This window comes from Rathayibacter sp. SD072 (assembly GCF_017355185.1).
GTDB lineage: Bacteria > Actinomycetota > Actinomycetes > Actinomycetales > Microbacteriaceae > Rathayibacter.
In genome coordinates, this window is record NZ_JADILJ010000030.1 from 1 (window position 1) to 18,066 (window position 18,066).

The following is an 18,066-nucleotide window of genomic DNA, read 5'->3' on the forward strand; positions in this document are numbered from 1 at the left end:
GCCGTACCGCTCCGCTCACAGCGCCGACACCCTGTTACCGAGGCTCGTCGGCACGACGCGCAGCAGCGTCGGCAGCAGCCGCGTGCTCACCGATCTGGGGCGCGAGATGGCCGAGCCGATCCGGGCGGTCGGCTCGTGGGTGCTAGCCAATCTGCCTCGGATCGAGAGCGCGCGGGAGCGCTTCGACGCCGGCGCCCGGGAGGCTGGAGCGGCGCCCCGCGCCTAGGGTGGGGGCGTGCCCTACGAACCGGATGCCGCGACTCCCGAGGACGCGTCGCCCTTCGCGCGACCGCTCGCCGAGCGCTCCCTCGACGACTACGTGCCGGGCCTGGTCCTCGAGCACGGCTCGTACCGGGTCACGAGCGCCGAGATCATCGACTTCGGCCGCCGCTTCGATCCCCACGACATGCACGTCGACCCGGAGCTCGCCCGGAGCACACCGCTCGGCGGGCTCGCGGCCAGCGGCTGGCACACGACGGCGATGATGATGCGGATGCTGGTCGAGTCCTACCTCAACCAGGCGACCAGCATCGCCTCGCCGGGCGTGGACGAGCTCCGCTGGTCGGCGCCGGTCCGGCCCGACGACGTCCTGCGCGCCCGCTTCACGGTCCTCGAGGCGCGTCGCTCCGCCTCCCGGCCCGATCGCGGTGTGGTCCGCACCCGGATCGAGCTGCTGAACCAGGATCGCGTCGCGGTGATGAGCCAGGTGATGACGAACCTGATCCTGCGCCGCGCCGAGGGCTGAGCGGCCGGCGCGCGCTCGCCCGGCGACCCTCCGAGAGTTGTCGTACTCGAGCTCGAGTACGACGACTTCTGGAGTCTCGCGCTCGAGGGCGATGACTTCTGAGCACTCGAACGTGTCGGGGCGCCGCGAGAGGTGGCCGCCTCGGCGAGGCGAGGCCGCTGTGACGAGGCGGGGTGATCCGGACTCCGGTGGCGACCTGCGGTCAGCCGTCGGCACTCCGCTGCGCGAGGATCGCGCCGTGGGGACGGGGGCCAGGCGCCTCCGCTGTGCGGGTGTGCGTCTCGAGGACCTCGAAGCCGACAGCACGGAGCTCGTCCGCGAGTGCCTCCGGCGGCCATCGGTACGCTGTGGTGATCGCGTGGTCGAAGGCCTCCACTTCCGAACCGGTGAAGAATCCCACGAGGAGCGTGCCGCCCGGCCGGAGGACGCGCGCGAACTCGGCGAGTGCGCGCGGGAGGGCGCTCGGGCGGTGGTGGATCAGCGAGTACCAGGCCAGTACCCCGCCCAGGGCGCCGTCGCTCTCCTCCAGGGCGTCGATGTCGCCGACGGTGAAGGGCACCTCCGGGTGGGCCCGCCGAGCGAGCTCGATGAAGGTCGGCACGCGATCGACACCGCTGACGTCCAGGCCCCGTTCGGCCAGGTGGGCCGTCCACTGCCCGGGGCCGCATCCGGCGTCGAGCAGGCGTCCCTCCACGCTCCGCGCCCACGACGAGACGAGGTGCTCGTCCGACGGGTGCACTGAGGACATCGAGCCGAAGAGCTCGGCGTACTCCTCGGCCCGGGCGGAGTAGGACTGGACGATGTCCCCGCTCGACGACCGGCACGCCTCGGTGAGCAGTCGCATCGCCTTCGGTCCGACTCCGTGCAGCGCCGCCAGCGGAGCGAGATCCCGTCCGCGGAGGTCCTCGAGGGTGCGGATGCCGACGGCTGCGAGCGCTCGAAGTGCGGGGGCTCCGATCGCGGGGAGTGCGGTCATGTCGAGGCTCCGTTCTCGTCCGCGCCCCATTTCTCGAGCGCGGTGATCGCCTCGCGCAGCGCCAGCCCGCGGTCGGTCAGGGCGTAGGCGCGGGTGTTGTGCCGCAGGGGCAGGCGGGTCAGCACGCCGGCCGCCTCGAGCTCGCGGAGGCGCGTCGCCAGGATGTTCGTCGGCACGCCGAGGTCGCGCTGCAGGTCGCCGTAGCGCTGGGGCCCGTCGAGCAGCCGCTCCACGATGAGCAGGGCCCATCGGGCGCCGACGGCCTCGAGAGCCGCGGCGAGGTCGCTCATGCGGTCGGATCGACGTCCGGCTTCATCCAGAACGGCGAGTAGTGGTAGCCGTCGACGTCGTCGAACTGGCGCTGGTACATGAACGGGTAGTCGTCGGTGTCGCCGACCCGCCCACCGGCGGCCGCGGCGCGCTCGACGAGATCGTCCACCGCCTCGCGGCTGGGCAGGTCGAACGAGACCGTGATCTTCGAGGGCGTGCCGGGGCCGCCGATCAGATCCTCGGTGCCGCCGACGCCCGCGTACATCTCGCGGCTGCCGAGCATGACGTACTGCTCCGGAGCGATCGAGAAGCACGACACGTTGTGGTCCGACATCTCGGCGTTCAACGTCCAGCCGAGGGCGGTGTAGAAGGCGGTCGCGCGCTCGACGCTCTCGACCGGGCAGGTGAGGAAGAGGCTCATGGGAGTCATGCTTGCAAAATGCAAGTGCCTGCGCAAGAGCGGGACGGGCATCCGCGAACGCCTCGCGCCGCCCACGCCTCGCGCCGCCGCCGGCCCTCGTGATCGCTGCGGAGCCCGGGCGCTCCTCAGCCGGCCGGAGCCTCGGTGATCTCGATCGACAGCTCGGCGTCGATCCGGTCACCGCTCCCGGTGCGCACCGCGAGCACGGCCGCACCGAGGGGCAGATCGGAGGGGAGGTCGAAGGAGCCGCTGACGGTGGAGCGCTCGCCCTCGGGCGCCGGCCGGCCCAGCACGATCTCGTCGCCCATGGCCGACGGGGTGAGGGTGACCGCGACGTCCGAGGCGGCGCGGCTCGTACCTCCGGTGTCCTCGCACGTCTCGTGGAGGAAGTCGGCGTGCACTCGGACGATGCCGCCGGGGTGCAGGGCCGACTCCCGCAGCTCGAGCTCCGGCATCGCGCAGGACGCGGCCGCGGTCGTTCCGGTGCAGCCGGCCGTCGCGAGGGCGAGACCGGCCAGCAGTGCGGCCGCTCCTGCGATCCGTCGACGCCTCGCGCGAGTCCGCGAGGAGCTCCGCGGCGCCGGTCTCGCGGCACCGCGGTCGCCCCGCGCGAGGGCACGGCCCGTGGTCACTCCGCCGGATCGACGACGAGGCCGACGCCGCCGCCGCGCCGCACGGGCTCGGCCGCTGCCGTCATGAGACCCGACGGGTCGACCTCGATCGCGGCCACCGCGCCGATCTGCGCGGCCGAGGTGAAGGAGTCGCCCGAGGGTGTCAGCTGCTGCCCGAAGGGGGCGAGGTCGTCGGCGTACGCCTCGATGAACTCGGGCTCGGCCGTGGTCGAGGCGGTGTTGCGCTGGGAGGCGCGGGGTGCGGCCACCGCCTCCGGCAGCGTCATGCCGAGGTCGATGCGGTTGACCAGCGTCTGGAGCGCCGTGGTGATGATCGTCGATCCTCCGGGCGAGCCGACGACGAACGTCACCTTCCCGTCGTCGAGCACGATGGTCGGCGACATCGACGACCGCGGGCGCTTGCCGGGCTCGATGCGGTTGGGGTCGGTCGCGACGTACACCGTGGAGAAGTCGGTGAGCTCGTTGTTGAGGAGGAACCCGCGTCCGGGCACGGTCATCCCCGAGCCGCCGGTCTGCTCGATCGTGAGCGTGTAGGACGCGGCGTTGCCCCACTTGTCGACGACGGAGAGGTGCGTGGTCGAGATGTTCTCGGTGTCGCTCTCCTGCGCTGCGGCGGCGGTGCCGCATCCGGACCCGTCGAGAGCGCCGGGAGCGACGGGGCGCACCGAGGCCGTCGTCGGGTCGATCGTGCAGTCGCGCGAGTCGGCGAAGTCCTGACTGAGCAGGGTGCCGGTCGGGACGTCGGTGAAGGCCGGGTCGCCGACGTACGCGCCGCGGTCGGCGAAGGCGCGCGCCGACGCCTCGAGGTAGAGGTGCAGGGCGCTGCCCGTGTCCTCGGCGCCCAGGTCGTGGTTCTCGAGGATGTTGAGCGCCTCGCCCACGGCGATGCCTCCGGAGGAGGACGGCGCCATGCCGTAGACGTCGAGCCCGCGGTACGACACGCGGGTGGGCGCCTGCTCGAGCACCGAGTAGGCGGCGAGGTCGGCCTCGGTGAGCGAGCCGGCCGGAGCGGGGAGCGCGGAGCCCTCGGCGACGCGGGGGTTCTGCACCGTGTCGGCGATCTCGGCGGCCAGCGGACCCTCGTAGAACGCGCTCGGACCGTGCAGCGCGATCCCGGCCAACGTCCTCGCGAGATCCGGGTTGCGGAAGGTGCTGCCCACGCGCGGAGCGTCACCGCCGGGGAGGAACAGCTCGGCCGTGTCGGGGAACTCCTGGAACCGCTCGAGGTTGTCGAGCGTCTGGTTCCGGAAGGTCTCGTCGACCGGGAAGCCCTTCGCGGCCAGCGCGATGGACGGCGCCAGCACGGCGGGGAGCGGCAGGCTGCCGAAGCGGTCGACCGCGGTGTCCCAGGTGGCGACCGTGCCGGGGACTCCGACCGAGACGCCCGACGAGACGAGCTCGGGGGAGAAGCGGTACGGGGCGCGCGTCGCCGGGTCGAGGAAGGCGTCCGGAGTGATGCCCGCCGGCGCGGTCTCGCGACCGTCGATCGTGCTCACCGCGCCGGTGGCCGCGTCGAAGTAGACGAAGTACCCGCCGCCGCCGATGCCGGCACTGTAGGGCTCGGTCACGCCGAGAGCGGAGGCGGTCGCGACTGCGGCGTCCGCGGCGTTGCCGCCGGCCTTCAGCACCTCGAGCCCCACCCGGCTCGCGAGCGCATCGACCGACGAGACCGCTCCGCCGTAGCCGACCGAGGTCGCGGGCGAGACGACCGGGCCTCCCAGGTAGTCGCGGATCTGCTCGGGCGAGAGTCCGCTCGGCTTCGGGAGGCCCGGAATCGGACTCTCGAGACCGGAGGCCGGCGCGGCACCGGCCGCTCCGAGAGCGACGACCGAGACCAGCGCGAGCGCGGCCCGTCCGAGAGTGCGTGTCGGGGCCATGTCGTTCCTCCGTGGTATTCGGTGGGGTGCGAAGCGGGTTCCCCCAACCTAGGGGGGCGCCGGGTGCCCGGGCTAGTGCACTGGGCGTCACGCTCCGAGGAAGACGCCCCCGTCCGGCCGAGCTCTGGGCGGACGGCAGCGCCGTACGAGCGCTCCACGCCGATGCCCGTTCGGCGGGGACCTCAGTCCGCTGCTCCGGTGCGAGGGGGAGTGTCGAAGTCGAGATCGATGTCGTCGTGGTGCTGCTCGGCGATGTCGGCGGCGGTCTCGACGATGGGCTGGGAGACCCCGAGGGAGCGGGTGAGCTCGGCGAGGTGCTGGACGAGTGCATCGTCCGTGAGCTCCTGGGCCGTCTCCTCCTCCGGCGTCTCGGAGAAGAGCTGGCTGGCGGGCCCGATGAGGATGGAGGCCGCACCCGTCTCTCCCGTCGCCAGCAGGACGGGGATGTCCACCGTCGCCGAGGCCTGCTGACCGGCGAGTGCCTGGGCGTAGGCGAGGACGGCTCGTGCGATCTCGGTGCCCGTGAGGACCGAGTCGCCGGCGTAGAAGATGCGTTGCATCCTCCCGTTGTAGCGGTCACCGTCCGATACCGCAGGGGATTGCGGCCTCCGACCGTTCGCGGCGATCGCGCAGACCGCGGACCGGCGCAGTGGTCGCCGAGGCGGGAGGTGGCGGCGGCCCCGGACGAGGACTCGTCGGGATCGCTGCCGGTCGTGCTCTCAGGCACCGAGTCCGACCGCGAGAGCGAGAGCGACGACGAGCGAGGTGGCCCAGGTCAGGAAACCGTGCAGCAGCCCACTGCGGAGCGCGAGCGCGCCGGCGACGAAGCCTCCCTCGACCAGCGCGAGAGCGAGAGCGATGATGCTCCAGATGCCGGCGCCGATCCCCGATCCGCCGAGGCCGATGCCGGCGGTGACCAGCGTGACGGCGAGGAACATGATGACGCCGGCGATGACCGAGCCCAGGAGATGTTCGAGTCGCGACCTCCGCGCTCCGTCCCGATCAGGGACTTCGCGGTGTCGTCGTCGGTGGTGACGACGTGTGGGCGGTGGTGCTGCCGCTCGTGTCGTGGTGGGCCATGATCGTCTCTCATCAGGTGGGATGCACAAGGGGACGTGACGATCGCAGCGGTGGCTCACAGTGTGAGTTGCTCGAGAACCTCCGGCCTGAGGGCGGAGGAACCGAAGAAGGTTGCTGTCGCTCTACCGGTGGTGGCGGCCGGCGGTACCGGAGAGACGGGCGTCACCTCGCGAGAGAGGAATCCGCCCGCCTCGCGTAGCAGGTGCGGGCGCTGAGCGCCATGATCGGCCGGTCCGAGCCTGAACCGGTCCGTTCCCGTTCCGGGGGCGGCATTGCCGCTACGGTCCGGCAATGAAGAGAATCACTTACAGCGGGGGGTCGATCGTCACGAGCAACGCCATCACGGCTGCGCTCCTGACCTACACCACCACCGTCGCCGACGCCGAGAACAGCACCACTGTCGACATCACCGTGCTGGAGGAGAACGGCGAGACCTCCGTGCACACCCTCCTCCTCAGCCCGGCGAGTCAGTTCGATGTCGCGGACGTCGGGGGAGTGAGCGCGGAGGCCGAGGCCGATCGGTTCCCTCTCCCCACGATGCCGCAGGTCGGGATCACCGGGACCGTCGAGACCACCGATGACGCCGCCCGCACCGCCGAGGACATCAACTCGGTCATGCACGACATCGAGCACGGACTGGGGCAGTAGTCATGGGCACCTTCATCTACGGCACGCCCTCGATCTCGGTCGATTTCGATGATCGCGTGCTCGCGCACGTGAAGGCCGTGATCATCTCGAAGGTGCGCCGCGGTGAGAGCTTCATGTTCTCGTGGGAGTACACGAGGGAGACGGGCGCCGGCCACAGCTCGATCTGGATCCATCCCGCGATCCCTCTGCAGTTCGACTACTTCGGCGGCCGTGAACCGCGTCTGAACCGCGCGTGGATCGAGGAGCTCGTCCGGCTCTCGAACTCGCCCGCGGGTCTGCGGGTGATCCCCGAGCCGCCCGACCCCGCCTGAGCGGGGCGCCGGGCGGTGGAGGTGGAGCGGGGAGTGCCTCGAGGCCGCGTCAGCTCCCGGTACGAAGGTCCCCGCGCGATCGCGAGCGCCACGGCGACGGCCGCCGCTCCGATCACTCCGGTTCGGGGAGGATGCGCAGTCCGGTCGAGCGGTAGGAGTCGGCGAGCAGCTGGCGGACCCATTCGGGATCGACGGACGGTGTGCGGCTGCCGAAGTACTTGAAGCGCAACGGCGTCGCGGGGTGCAGCCAGATCGACGTCCGGCCGTCTCCGATCGCCGAGGAGTCCTTCCCGCTGAGGGAGAACGACTCGCTGCGGCCGAGTTTCGAGCCGATCACGATCTGGAGGCGGGCGAGGGTGCGGTCGTCGAAGTCGGCTTCCAGCGTCGAATCGTAGGACAAGCGGCCCATGACGGGCTCCTTTCCGGGCGAGGCGGCTCTAGAGAGCCGGGATCGCGGCGGTGGTGTCGGGCTCGGGTCGGCACGCGTCCTGCCCGCAGTCGGCATCGCCGAGCTGCTGGAGGATGTGGGCGGCGAGCCCGGGATGGACGGCGCCGGGGGTGCGCAGGGCGTCGCGCAGCAGCATGACGGTGCACCGGGGATCTCCGGAGTCGAGCGCCCCGGCGAGGCCGCAGGGCCTCTCGGGCGCGAGCGTGGTCATGCCGCTCGAGCGGGTTGCGCCGATCCCGGTTCCGGTTCGGCGAGCGGCACGAGGCCCTGGCCGCTGTTCGCCGCCCGGGTGAGGATCTCGATCCATGCGGCATTGATCGTCGGCATCCGGGACCCTGCGTAGGAGAACTGGATCGGGAGCGCGGCGTGGATCCAGAGGGCCTTGCGGCCCGACCCGGTGGAGACGTCGGCGGGGAGGCTGAGCAGGAATCCCTCGCTCCGGCGCAGCCTGCCGATGATCACCACCTGCAGATGCGCGAGAGCGCGGTCGTCGATGTCGATCGGAGTGGGAGGGGATCCGTAAGAGGAGATGGGAGCGACGTCGACTGGGCCTCCGAGATCCTCGGCGGCTTCTACTCGGGCACCGGCTGGAGCGTCACGCCGACCGCCGAGCCCTTCTCCTTCCGCTACGCCGCTCTGGGTGACGCGGCGATGACGCTCCGCACCTCGCAGATGCGGGGGACGACCCTGGGCGGCAATCCGGGAACGGGCGACTACGTCGTGCAGTGGCTCGTCGGGGGCGGCGCGGTCATGGACCTCGAGCGCGATGCCGTCGCGATGGAGCGCGGGGTTCCGATGCTCGCTCCCGCCTACCGGCCGTTCGTGTTCTCCTTCACCGACTACGACCAGCGGCTCGTGCACCTCGACCGCGACCACGTCGACCGCACCGCCGACGGTCCTGCTGGCGCCACGCAACGCGAGGGTCCGCTCGGCGGTCGAGTTCGTGCACGAGAACACCCACCTCCCGATCGGGCCGATCGAGATCGCCGGTGCCGCGCACCTCAGCGTCCGCGGCACCCAGGTCGCCTTCCAGCGCCTGCTCGGCACGACGCCGCTGCAGTACCTCCGCGACGAGCGGCTCGACCGCGTCCGCACGGACCTGCGCCTCGCCGATCCGGTGCGCGCGACCGTCGCCGACATCGCCCGCGGCTGGGGGTTCGGCCACCTCGGCCGCTTCTCCTCCGCCTACGCCGCCCGCTTCGGGGAATACCCCAGCGAGACGCTCGCCCGCTGACGGCGTCCGCCTCGGTGGCGGCACGCCTCGGTGGTGCCGGCCACCACCGCGCGGCGGTGCCGCGGCGCGGACGCGCTCACGGGCGGTAGGCGGACCACTCGCTCTCGGGCAGCTCGCGCAGCTCGGAGCCGACCCGCAGGACCCATCCGGTCGCGGTCCGCTCCTCGACGTCCCCGCGGATCGTCTCCGCGACCCAGCCCTCGCGAGTGCTCACGTACCGGATGAACCAGGCGTGCTGACCAGCGTGCGGAGTCGTCGTTCGGGACATGTGTCGATCATCCGACGGATGCCCGCTGCGCGGCAGGGGGCCCGTGCCCCTTGACGAATGCCGTTCCTTCGTGAACGCGCTCTCATGTCGGGCGCGACGGGCGGTGGACCTCCTCCGCTGCCGCTCGGCAACCCCTCGCGCGGCCGGCGGTCGGCCGGGGAGGCTGCCTGTGACGGACAGGTCGAGAGAGACGGGGAGCGGAGTCGGGATGAGGGAGAGGCTGCAGGCTGCAGCAGTGCACGCCGCCGGTGTCGCGCTCGGCGCCGCCGTGGGGCTCGTGCGCCGAGTGCGCCGTCGGCCGCTGCATCCGCGGGGAGTGCGGCTGACGGGCACCCTCCGGCCGCTCGATCCCCGGGCGGCGTCCGGACTGGCCTGGCTGGACGGCGTGACCGAGCCGCTGCAGGTGCGGGCGCGGCTGTCCCGCGGCGCGGGTCTGCCGGCACTCCTCCCCGATGTGCTCGGAATCGCTCTGCAGCTGCACGACGGCGACGCCACGGGCCGGCAGGTCCACCTCCTGTTCTCCTCGACCGGGCGCTGCCCCTTCGGCCGCTTCGTCCTGCGCCCGCGACGCAGGGCCTCCGGCGCGTTCCTCTCGACGCTGATGCCGTTCCGCGGCGAGCACGGGCCTGTCCTGCTCGCCCTAAAGGCCTCCTCTGCTCCGGAGCTCCCCGCCGACCTCGTCGAGGCGGCCCGGGTGCTCGAGTCGGAGTCGTGGCGCCTGCGGCTCCTGCAGGCGGGCCCCCGCGGTGCCTGGCGGCCGGTGGCCGACGTCGTGCTGGGCCGTGCGCCGCAGGATCCCGTCGACCCGGTCCTGCGCTCGGACCCCCTTCTCTTCGCGCCGCCCGGCGACACGACGTACGCATGGACCCGCGTGCTGCGCGGCCCCTCCTACCGCGCAGCGCGCGGCTGAACGGGGGTCGCCGAACGCCCGACCGCTCGAGGCAGGGGCGGGAGCCTGAGCGCGCCCTGGGCCGTGTCAGCGCTAGAGGGGACAGTACTGCTCTATCCGCCAGTCGTCCTTCTTCGGTAAATTGTCAGCATCCCGGTCTTGATCGAGGGCGGCGCCGTGGGGTCGGTGCAGAAGCGGTGCTCCTCGCCGCTGTCGTCCCGTCGCTACTCGACCCTGACCGAGTCCCGTCCCGCGACGCCGACGCCCTTCGGCGCGCGGGCCAGAGCCGCAGCACCGACCGGTCGGCCACCGAGCCGACAGAATCGATGGAACCCTTGTCCTCTTCGTCCTCGAGCGCGCCGCCCGCGCGCGCCTTCCTCCGCCGCCTGGGCGTCCTGACGACGGCTCTCGCCGTCGGCGCGGGGCTCGCTCTCGCCGGCGCCGCGCCCGCCCAGGCCGGTGACGCCGGTCGCTACCTCGTGACCGTCGACTCGCGTGCCGTGTCGCAGGAGGTCGTCGCCGCGCTCGGTGTCAGCGACCTCGTCACCTACGAGGGCGGCACCGCCGGCTTCACCGCGACGCTCACCGCCCGCCAGCAGGCCGTCCTCGAGGCCGACCCCCGGGTGGTGGCCGTCGCGCCCGCCGATGTGGTCGTCGAGGGCCAGGCGCAGGTCCTGCCGTCGCACGTGCTGACCGCCGAGGCGGACAAGGCCCCGGTCAGGGCCGGCGACGGAGTCACGAACTACTCCGGACCCGCCGTGGCCGTGATCGACTCGGGTGTGAACCCGAACGCGGACTACAACCTCAAGGAGCAGGTCAACTGCTTCGGGTCGGGCACCGCCTCCGACTCGAACGGGCACGGCACGGCCGTCTCCGGCTACATGGCCGCCTACGACGACGGGATCGGCACCGTGGGCGTCGCCCCGGGCGCTCCGATCTACTCGATCCGCGTCCTCGACGCGAACAACAAGGGCACCGCCGAGAACATCGTCTGCGCGCTCGACTGGGTCTCGAAGAACGCCGCGTCCCGCAACATCAAGGTCGTGAACATGTCGCTGGCCGCCGTCGGCGCCGACGACAACAACTGCGGGCGGACGAACAACGACGTCATGCACCAGATGGTGTGCGAGGTCGTCGGCAAGGGCGTCACGATCGTGAGCTCGGCGGGCAACGCGTCGACCCCGAAGAGCCTCGCCGGCGCCGTCCCCGCGGCCTACGACGAGGTCCTGACCGCGACGAACATGGCGAACTACGACGGCAAGCCGGGCTCCCTGGCCGCCGTGCCGTGTGCGAACGTGACCACCAAGGACGACACGGTCGCCATCAACAGCAACTACGCGACGGCGGCCGACCAGGCGCACACCATCGCGGCGCCCGGCATGTGCCCGTACACCACCAAGCTCGGCGGCGGCTACGCCTACGTCCAGTCCGGCACCAGCATGTCGGCCGCGGCCGTCAGCGGCGTCGTCCTCGACTGCCTCAGCTCCGGAGGATCCTGCGTCGGCAAGGCGCCCGCGCAGGTCCGCAGCCAGGTCATCGCGCAGGCCAAGGCCGCGACGGAACGCGGCCGCTCCTTCCAGGGCGACCCGACCCGTCCCACCGCCGGCAAGTACTTCGGCTACGCGATCAGCACCATCCCCGTCGGCTCCGTGCCCGCGCCCTCGCCGACCGCGACTCCGAAGCCGACGGCGACCGCGACCCCCTCGCCGACCGCGACTCCGAAGCCCACGGCCACCGCGACCGCGACCCCGCGGCCCACGGCGACCGCGACCACCGCGCCGGTGGACACGGTGAAGCCGACCGTCCGGATCACGTCCCCCGCCTCGGGGACGACCGTCACCGGGACGATCCGCCTCGTCGCCGCAGCCAGTGACGACGTCGGAGTGACCGCCGTCGCGTTCTACGCGAGCGGCACGAAGCTCGGCAACGGAGTGAAGCAGGCCGACGGCTCGTGGACGCTCTCGGCGAGCTCGTCCGCGTACCCCAACGGCTCCTACTCCGTGACCGCGAAGGCGCAGGACAGGGCCGGCAACGTCACCACGAGCGCCGCTATCACGCTGCGCGTCGCCAACTGACGCGACTGAGCTGATCCGAGGAGGGGGTGCGCCGCGAGGCGCACCCCCTCTGCTGTCCCCTCGGGCCGGCCCTCACCTCCCGGGATCGGGCAGGTGCGGCGGGACCGGCCCGATCCGGTGCACGGCAGCCGTCACTCGCCCCGCCCGTCGAGTCCCAGCGTCGTCACCAGCTCCGCGACCCGCACCCGGCCGGTGGCGTCGAGACCGCGGACCGGGCGAGGCAGGCTGTCCACCGCGACGAGTCCCAGGTGCTCGGCGATCGCGGCGATGACCCGGTAGCTGCCGCCGTGCTCCGCGAACAGGTCCCACAACGGCTGCAGCCGCTCCGACTCCGCCGCCGCGGCAGCGTCATCGCCCGCCTGCACCGCGCGGGTGATCGTCAGCGCGGGCGACGGGAGTGTTCCGCCGAGGACCGAGTACCAGGCGTCGCAGCCGCTGCTCAGCCCGAGAGCGGCGGAGGGATCGCCGGACACTCCGAGGGTCACCCCGGCGCCCACGCGCTCGCGGATCGTCCTCACCCGTCGACCCGCGGCCTCACGACCCGCGGGGACGCCGGGGATCTTCAGGGAGGCGACGTGAGGGAGTCGAGCGACGGCCGAGTAGAGGTCGTCGCTGAAGACGACGTGCGTCGTGCGGGGATTGTCGTAGACCACCAGCGGGACGGAGACGTGCCCGGCGACGTCCTCGAACAGGCCGAACACCTCGTCGTCCGTCAACGGCTGGTAGGTGACCGGAGCCAGCAGCAGCGCGCTCGCGCCCGCGTTCTGCGCGTCCTCGGCGAGGGCGAGCACCTGCGATGTCCGCAGCGCGCCGATCCCGACCACGACGGGGACCGCTCCGGCGTGCGCGACGGCGGACGCGGCGACGCGGCGGCGCTCCTCGCGGTCGAGGTAGAGGTAGGAGCCGGTCGAGCCCAGAGCGGTGATCGAGTCGACCCCCGCTCGGACCAGGCGCTCGACGAGAGCGGCGAACGCCCGCTCGTCGACCGCGTCGTCCTCGAGAGGTGTGAGAGGGAAGGCGCTGAGTCCGGTGAGCATGACGGTCCGTTCCGCGGGTCGAGGGGCGGAGACCCAGTGTCCTCGTCGAGGGGGACGACGCACCATGCCAGAAGGAGCGGTCGTCGGAGGACCACGGCGGTCCACGCGTCCGATACGCGCACGCGCCGCCACCGGTAGCACCCCCTGGAAGGGGGTGACATCTGACCGGTCCGCGACGGCCGGAACGGCGCCGTCGAGCGAGGCGCCCTGACATGCTGAGCGGGTGCCCCCTCGACGACGAGGTCGGCGGTGAGCGTCACTGACGCCACCGCGATCCGCGACCTGATCCCTCGCATCGCCGACGGCGACACCGCCGCGTTCGAGCGGTTCTACGCTCTCACCGTCGCGCAGGTCCTCCGGATCACGCACTCCGTCCTGCGCGACCGCGCCCAGGCGGAGGAGGTGGCGCAGGAGGTGTTCCTCGAGGTCTGGCAGAACGCCCGCCGCCTCGACCCCGATCGGGCGGGCCTGATCTCGACGATGGCGCGTCGCCGGGCGATCGACCGCGTGCGCGCCACCCGGTCGTCGCGGGAGCGGGATCACGCCTTCGCGACTCTCGACTACCGGCCGGAGCGGGACGCGACAGCCGAGCAGGGGGACGTCCGGTTCGTCTTCGCGCCCGTCGCCGCCGCGGTCCGGGCGCTGCCCCGCGTCCAGCGCGAGGTGCTCGTGCTCGCCTACGTCCAGGGCTGCAGCCACTCCGAGATCGCCCGCGCCCTGGAGCTGCCGCTCGGCACCGTGAAGACGCGGCTGCGCGACGCGATCCTGCGGCTGCGCTCCCGTCTCGCCTCCGCCGCGCCGCGCTGAGACCGCGCGGGGACGCCCGGTCGGACGCGACGACGGACCGTTATGAGAAGGAGACGCTCCACGGTCCCGGCCCGCTGTCGGCGCTGTCGGCGGACTGCTAGAAATCGAGAGGAACGCCCGGGGGAGACGATGGTGCGTCTCGACCGACGACCCACCTCTCGATGAAGGACACCACCGTGCCTGCTCCCTCTTCCCGCGCCCGCTCGGCGCGCTCCCTCCTCACCGTCCTGGCGGCCTCCAGCCTCGCTCTCGGAGGGGTGCTGATCGTCGCGCCGTCGGCGAGCGCCTCGACGACCCCGAGCGCGACGCCCACTGCGACTGCGACTGCGACTGCGACCCCGACTGCGGCACCGACATCGTCTGCGACTCCGACCGCGACTCCGACTCCGACGGGAACCGCGACCGCGACCCCGATGCCCACCGCCGCACCCGTCGCGACGCCGACCGCCACCGCACCGGCGGAGCCGACTCCGACCGCCGCCCCGGCGCCCGTCGACGACACCTGCTTCGAGGACCTCGGAGGCGTTCCCAGCGCCACCACCACCGAGCCGGTCGGGACGACCGCCGTCGCGCCCGGCGGCCTCGTCGTGCACCTCGAGCCCCTGACGATCCGCGACTGCGTCGTCTCGGGCGAGATCCGCGTGGTGGCGACCGCGGTCCTCGACACCGACGGCGACTACACGCCTCCGACCTCGCGCTGGTACGACCTCGCCGAGTTCGCCGACGGAGGCGACATCCCGCTGGCCGTGTCCCCGGGCTCGTACTTCGTCTTCGCCGAGTACATCGCCCGCGCCGAGGGCGAGGCCGACCTCGAGCACGCCTTCTACGTCCACTTCGTCGACGGCGCCCCCGGCTACTTCGCCGTGCCGCCCGCGCCGGCGGCCGCTTCCCCGTCGGCCCGCCCGACCGCGGCCGCGACCGGAGCGCGCCTCGCCGAGACGGGAGCCGGCACCTCCGCACCGCTGCTCGGTGCCGGTGTGCTGCTCGCCGCAGGCGGCGCACTCCTGATCGCCCGTCGGCGCACCGCCCGGGTCTGAGCGCCCGTCGGGGTGCCCGCGACCGCACGAGCGGACGACGGCACCCCGACTCCCGACCGTGCTCGGTCGCTGCGGTGCGCCGCCCGGCGAGTGGAGGACCCGCCTCGCAGTGCGGATCGCTCCGCGGCGGTCAGTCGGAGCCGAGCGTGCTCTTCGGGTACTCGCCGAAGCGCCGCTCGTACGAGGCCGAGAAGCGTCCGAGGTGCGCGAAGCCCCACCGGTGCGCCACCTCGGCCACGGTGACCGTTCCGGCCTCGCCGGCGCGCAGCTCGGTGTGCACGCGATCGAGGCGGATGCGGCGGAGGTGGTCGAGCGGAGTGACGTCGAGCTCGCGACGGAACGTGCTCTGGAGCACCCGCACGCTGAGGCCGGCGGCGGCGGCGACGTCCTCCATCCGCACGGGGAGGTGGGCGTGGGCGTGCAGGTACTCGATCGCCGTGCGGAGCCGGTCGCTCGTGGGCAGCGCGAGCGGCGTCGACACGGCGAGGCCGATGTGGGGGAAGGTGTCGAGCAGGGCGATCGCGGCAGAGCGGTTGGCCTCGCTGCGCAGGAGGGCGGGGCTGTCCGGGTCCTGGATCACGCGGGCGACGGTCGCGACGGTGCCGGCCCAGCGCTGCAGGGCCTCGCCGGTGGGGTGCGATCGGGTGTCGAAGAGCAGCGGTCCCGCGGAGCCCTCGTGCTCGGCGGCGACCCTCTCGAGGAACTCGCCGTCGAAGTGCATCAGGTTCTGCCGGTGGTCGGCGAAGTCGAACTCGGCCGGTCGGCCGGTGACGAACATCGCCGGTCGGCCGTGGTCCAGCCGCACGGCGTCGCCGGTGAGGTCCAGCGCTCCGGAGCCGGCGGTGATCCAGGAGACGATGTACTCGCCCTCGGTGCGGATCGTCCCGCGGATCGAGCCGCGGAAGAGGTTGCCGCGGAGGGTCAGCTCGTCGTCTCCGACGGAGGTGTAGCGGTAGGAGAAGTCCTCGCCGGTCCGCCCGGCGGTGAATCCGCCGCCGTTGTACTCGCCCTGCAGGAGTGAGAGGGCCTCGTCGAAGTCGCTTCCGGCGATCTCGGAGCGCACGAAGCGGTCGGCGTCCTCGTTCATCACGGGCAAGGATCCCACGGATGCGGCGCCTCGACCTGAGAACGCCCGCGGCGGCTTCGCTGCGGGGACACGTGGGGACCCCGCGACGCTCACGCCGCGCGGAGCAGGACGCCCTCGGGGCCGATCGTCCTCGTCATCGCGAGGACGGTCGCCGTGCGGAACTGCGAGAACAGGTGCGTGCGGTGCGCCACGTCGCTCTCGACGGTCAGCGCGAACATCCTGCCGCGGGCGGCGGAGGACCAGCTGCGGATGTCGCCCGCGTCGATGCGGAGGATCCCGCTCTCCTCGCCCAGGTAGACGGCGTCGGCGGTGATGGCGACGCTCCCGCCGCCGTCGTGGTCCGACGTCGAGCACACGAAGAGCGGGGTGACGTCGGCGGGCACTCCGCGAGCAGCGGGGGAGAAGTCCAGGAAGTCGTCACCCGACCCGTCCACTGCGCTCACCGCGACCACCCCCTCCTCCTCATTATCGACAGGACCCGCGCCGCGACGGGCTCCCGGCACCGACCCTTGCCATCTCGCGACGTGTCTGAGTGCCCGCGCGCGACGGGCAGCTCTCCCGCGCAGACGCGAACGCCGACCGGCACTCCCGGAGGAGCGCCGGTCGGCGGTGGCTGGTCCGGCGCGTCAGCGCTGGACGAGCGGGATCGCGATGTCGGTGACGTCCGTTCCGAGAGTGCCGAGCGAGGTGGCGGTGCCGTTCAGCAGGCCGACCTCGTAGAGCGACCCGTTGACGGCGGCGAGGCCGATCGAGGCGACGGAGCTGCCGCCGCGGAGCACGGAGTACACGTCGAAGCCGGTGACGCCGGCGGCGTCGACACCGAGCTTCCCGGTCGGCGCCAGCGAGCCCGCGTTGGCCGGCGACTGGATCGCGATCTGGTCGAGGGCGGTGTCGAGCACGAAGAGAGTGGTGGCCGTCGCCGGGTCGAGATCGTTGTTCGTGTACGCGGCCCCGTTCACGCCGGTGGCCACGGCCGGCGCGGCGTAGCTCAGCGCGCCGTCGGACACCGTGGCGGCGCCCGGGGTGGCGAACGGCTGACGGAGGTTCTGGCCGGTGTCGCTGATGACGCGGAGCGCGTTGGCGGCGGGGTTGAAGTCGACGCCGAAGCTGGTGCCGCTGAGCGCGACGGTGAGCCGGGTGACCGGGGTGGCCACTCCGGTCTTCGCGTCGAGGGAGTAGACGCCGGCGCTCGCCGCGGAGTTCCCGACTCCGTAGAGGCTGCCGTCCTGAACGCGGTAGTCGATGCCGACGAGAGCGGTGTCGCCGCCGGTCAGCCCGCTGACGGCGACCCGGCCGGTGACCGTGCCGGGCTTGGTGGGGTTGAACTGCACGAGTTCGGTGCCGCCGTCGGCGAGACCGACGACGCGCAGCGTGCGCGCCACCGAGCGGGCGGCGTCGACCAGACCCCTGTCGGCGGCGCTGACCGAGGCGCTGCGCGACTCGTTGCTGGCTGCGGCGGGAGCGGCACTGCTCGCACCTGCGACGACGGGCGCCACGGCCAGCACGCCCGCCACGGCGACGGCGGCGATACCTACGGAGAAAGTCCTGCTCATGGTGTACTCCTTGACGCTTCGGTCGCCGGAGATCGGCGACTCGCAGGGGGGTACTGACCGGCAGGCGCGAGCGTTCATCCGACGGCGGATCTCTCCGCACCGCCGTCGCGTCGGCTCAGCTGTGCGTCGTGTTCTGCCGGATCTCGTCGAGGCTGACCTCCGGAGCGCCGCCGGCGGCCGCCTCCGGGTCCATCCAGACGAAGTCCCAGTGGTGGCCGTCGAGGTCGTCGAAGCTCTTCGAGTACATGAAGCCGTGGTCCTGCTCGCCGGCCGGAGCGGCGCCCGCGGCGAGGGCCTTCGCGTGGAGCGAGTCGACCTCCTCCCTGCTCTCGGCGCTGAGCGCGAGCTGCACCTCGGTCGAGGTGGTGGCGTCGATGATCGGCTTGCTCGTGAACTCTGCGAAGAACTCCCGCGTGAGCAGCATCGCGACGATCGAGTCGCTGATCACGACGCTGACGGCGTTCTCGTCGCTGAACCCCTCGTTGATGGAGTACCCGAGCGACTCGTAGAACGCCCGGGACCGGGCGAGATCGCTGACGGCCAGGTTGACGAAGATCATGGTGGGCATCGGTGCGCCGCTTCCCTCGAGGTGCCGGTGGCCCGCCGCCGCCGGTCGTCCCTGAATGATGATGAGCGCTCCACGACGGTGTCAAGAGACCGCGGACGGCGCC

The 18,066-nt window shown here is 72.4% G+C and carries 25 protein-coding genes and 1 pseudogene; 9 read left to right on the top strand and 17 right to left on the bottom strand.

The genetic code is table 11. The annotated features are described in order from the left end of the window. Together IOC53_RS12290 and IOC53_RS12295 are read left to right on the top strand one after the other, a co-directional pair. Positions 1-226: pseudogene (locus IOC53_RS12290) on the top strand (hypothetical protein); the annotation flags it as partial. A 9-nt stretch (positions 227-235) separates the two neighbouring features. Next, entirely contained in the window at positions 236-745 is a 510-nt protein-coding gene (locus IOC53_RS12295; RefSeq protein ID WP_207406125.1) for a MaoC family dehydratase, read from the top strand. Positions 746-947: 202 nt separating this feature from the next. Here IOC53_RS12295 and IOC53_RS12300 read toward each other — a convergent pair whose 3' ends face one another. From IOC53_RS12300 to IOC53_RS12330, 7 genes are all read right to left on the bottom strand, one after another. Continuing rightward, on the bottom strand, positions 948-1,721 hold the full coding sequence (locus tag IOC53_RS12300; RefSeq protein WP_307786180.1) for a methyltransferase domain-containing protein: 774 nt from the start codon (positions 1,719-1,721) through the stop codon (positions 948-950). After that, positions 1,718-2,011 carry a helix-turn-helix domain-containing protein gene (locus IOC53_RS12305; RefSeq protein ID WP_207406127.1) on the bottom strand — a complete coding sequence of 98 codons (294 nt, stop codon included), beginning with the start codon at positions 2,009-2,011 and terminating at the stop codon, positions 1,718-1,720. The genes IOC53_RS12300 and IOC53_RS12305 overlap by 4 nt, the downstream gene beginning before the upstream one ends. Beyond that, positions 2,008-2,412, bottom strand: coding sequence for a VOC family protein (locus IOC53_RS12310; RefSeq protein WP_207406129.1), 405 nt, complete (start codon positions 2,410-2,412; stop codon positions 2,008-2,010). Before IOC53_RS12310 ends, IOC53_RS12305 begins: the two co-directional genes overlap by 4 nt. A 125-nt stretch (positions 2,413-2,537) precedes the next feature. Beyond that, entirely contained in the window at positions 2,538-3,044 is a 507-nt protein-coding gene (locus tag IOC53_RS12315; protein WP_207406131.1) for a hypothetical protein, read from the bottom strand. Then, on the bottom strand, positions 3,041-4,921 hold the full coding sequence (gene ggt / locus IOC53_RS12320; protein ID WP_207406133.1) for a gamma-glutamyltransferase: 1,881 nt from the start codon (positions 4,919-4,921) through the stop codon (positions 3,041-3,043). The genes IOC53_RS12315 and ggt overlap by 4 nt, the downstream gene beginning before the upstream one ends. A 182-nt stretch (positions 4,922-5,103) precedes the next feature. Further along, complete coding sequence (locus IOC53_RS12325; RefSeq protein WP_207406135.1) at positions 5,104-5,481, bottom strand: hypothetical protein; 378 nt, start codon at positions 5,479-5,481, stop codon at positions 5,104-5,106. A 159-nt stretch (positions 5,482-5,640) separates the two neighbouring features. Next, positions 5,641-5,859, bottom strand: a complete 219-nt coding sequence (locus IOC53_RS12330) for a hypothetical protein (RefSeq protein WP_207406136.1) — start codon at positions 5,857-5,859, stop codon at positions 5,641-5,643. A gap of 433 nt (positions 5,860-6,292) precedes the next feature. On the opposite strand from IOC53_RS12330, the gene IOC53_RS12335 reads away from it, so the two are divergent. Beyond that, entirely contained in the window at positions 6,293-6,649 is a 357-nt protein-coding gene (locus IOC53_RS12335; RefSeq protein ID WP_207406137.1) for a hypothetical protein, read from the top strand. Positions 6,650-6,651: 2 nt separating this feature from the next. Then, positions 6,652-6,960, top strand: coding sequence for an ATP-dependent DNA ligase (locus IOC53_RS12340; protein WP_207406138.1), 309 nt, complete (start codon positions 6,652-6,654; stop codon positions 6,958-6,960). 112 nt (positions 6,961-7,072) lie between these two features. On the opposite strand, the gene IOC53_RS12345 is transcribed toward IOC53_RS12340, so the two are convergent. Genes IOC53_RS12345 through IOC53_RS19500 form a run of 3 tightly spaced genes read right to left on the bottom strand, consistent with a single transcriptional unit; the run spans position 7,073 to position 8,365 of the window. After that, positions 7,073-7,369 (bottom strand): ATP-dependent DNA ligase, encoded by a 297-nt coding sequence (locus tag IOC53_RS12345; protein ID WP_207406139.1) that lies wholly within the window; start codon positions 7,367-7,369, stop codon positions 7,073-7,075. A gap of 28 nt (positions 7,370-7,397) precedes the next feature. After that, on the bottom strand, positions 7,398-7,619 hold the full coding sequence (locus tag IOC53_RS12350; protein WP_207406140.1) for a hypothetical protein: 222 nt from the start codon (positions 7,617-7,619) through the stop codon (positions 7,398-7,400). Next, positions 7,616-8,365, bottom strand: a complete 750-nt coding sequence (locus tag IOC53_RS19500; protein ID WP_307786181.1) for a hypothetical protein — start codon at positions 8,363-8,365, stop codon at positions 7,616-7,618. The genes IOC53_RS12350 and IOC53_RS19500 overlap by 4 nt, the downstream gene beginning before the upstream one ends. On the opposite strand from IOC53_RS19500, the gene IOC53_RS19505 reads away from it, so the two are divergent. Then, positions 8,352-8,642: a helix-turn-helix transcriptional regulator gene (locus IOC53_RS19505; RefSeq protein ID WP_207406141.1), complete on the top strand. Its 291-nt coding sequence runs from the start codon at positions 8,352-8,354 to the stop codon at positions 8,640-8,642. The two genes, IOC53_RS19500 and IOC53_RS19505, sit on opposite strands and share 14 nt — an antisense overlap. Before the next feature lie 76 nt (positions 8,643-8,718). Here the strand turns inward: IOC53_RS19505 and IOC53_RS12365 are convergent, their stop codons facing one another. Further along, positions 8,719-8,910 (bottom strand): hypothetical protein, encoded by a 192-nt coding sequence (locus IOC53_RS12365; protein WP_207406143.1) that lies wholly within the window; start codon positions 8,908-8,910, stop codon positions 8,719-8,721. Between the two features lie 208 nt (positions 8,911-9,118). Between IOC53_RS12365 and IOC53_RS12370 the strand changes: the two genes are divergently transcribed. Next, complete coding sequence (locus tag IOC53_RS12370) at positions 9,119-9,820, top strand: hypothetical protein (RefSeq protein WP_242683286.1); 702 nt, start codon at positions 9,119-9,121, stop codon at positions 9,818-9,820. Positions 9,821-10,134: 314 nt separating this feature from the next. After that, on the top strand, positions 10,135-11,874 hold the full coding sequence (locus IOC53_RS12375; protein ID WP_207406145.1) for a S8 family serine peptidase: 1,740 nt from the start codon (positions 10,135-10,137) through the stop codon (positions 11,872-11,874). A 131-nt stretch (positions 11,875-12,005) separates the two neighbouring features. Here IOC53_RS12375 and IOC53_RS12380 read toward each other — a convergent pair whose 3' ends face one another. After that, positions 12,006-12,911: a dihydrodipicolinate synthase family protein gene (locus IOC53_RS12380; protein ID WP_207406147.1), complete on the bottom strand. Its 906-nt coding sequence runs from the start codon at positions 12,909-12,911 to the stop codon at positions 12,006-12,008. A gap of 249 nt (positions 12,912-13,160) precedes the next feature. Between IOC53_RS12380 and IOC53_RS12385 the strand changes: the two genes are divergently transcribed. After that, positions 13,161-13,718 (top strand): sigma-70 family RNA polymerase sigma factor, encoded by a 558-nt coding sequence (locus IOC53_RS12385; RefSeq protein ID WP_207406149.1) that lies wholly within the window; start codon positions 13,161-13,163, stop codon positions 13,716-13,718. A gap of 97 nt (positions 13,719-13,815) precedes the next feature. Here IOC53_RS12385 and IOC53_RS12390 read toward each other — a convergent pair whose 3' ends face one another. Beyond that, positions 13,816-14,139 (bottom strand): hypothetical protein, encoded by a 324-nt coding sequence (locus tag IOC53_RS12390; RefSeq protein ID WP_207406151.1) that lies wholly within the window; start codon positions 14,137-14,139, stop codon positions 13,816-13,818. Here IOC53_RS12390 and IOC53_RS12395 point away from each other — a divergent pair. After that, positions 14,132-14,755, top strand: coding sequence for an LPXTG cell wall anchor domain-containing protein (locus IOC53_RS12395; protein ID WP_207406153.1), 624 nt, complete (start codon positions 14,132-14,134; stop codon positions 14,753-14,755). The two genes, IOC53_RS12390 and IOC53_RS12395, sit on opposite strands and share 8 nt — an antisense overlap. A gap of 130 nt (positions 14,756-14,885) precedes the next feature. Here IOC53_RS12395 and IOC53_RS12400 read toward each other — a convergent pair whose 3' ends face one another. The 4 genes from IOC53_RS12400 to IOC53_RS12415 all read right to left on the bottom strand — a co-directional run bounded on the left by IOC53_RS12400 (position 14,886) and on the right by IOC53_RS12415 (position 17,963). Next, positions 14,886-15,860, bottom strand: a complete 975-nt coding sequence (locus IOC53_RS12400) for a helix-turn-helix transcriptional regulator (RefSeq protein ID WP_207406154.1) — start codon at positions 15,858-15,860, stop codon at positions 14,886-14,888. A 71-nt stretch (positions 15,861-15,931) separates the two neighbouring features. After that, positions 15,932-16,285, bottom strand: coding sequence for a hypothetical protein (locus IOC53_RS12405; RefSeq protein WP_207406155.1), 354 nt, complete (start codon positions 16,283-16,285; stop codon positions 15,932-15,934). A 183-nt stretch (positions 16,286-16,468) separates the two neighbouring features. Beyond that, on the bottom strand, positions 16,469-17,395 hold the full coding sequence (locus tag IOC53_RS12410; RefSeq protein WP_207406157.1) for a DUF4394 domain-containing protein: 927 nt from the start codon (positions 17,393-17,395) through the stop codon (positions 16,469-16,471). Positions 17,396-17,510: 115 nt separating this feature from the next. Next, positions 17,511-17,963 carry a VOC family protein gene (locus IOC53_RS12415; protein ID WP_207406159.1) on the bottom strand — a complete coding sequence of 151 codons (453 nt, stop codon included), beginning with the start codon at positions 17,961-17,963 and terminating at the stop codon, positions 17,511-17,513. Positions 17,964-18,066 lie beyond the last annotated feature (103 nt).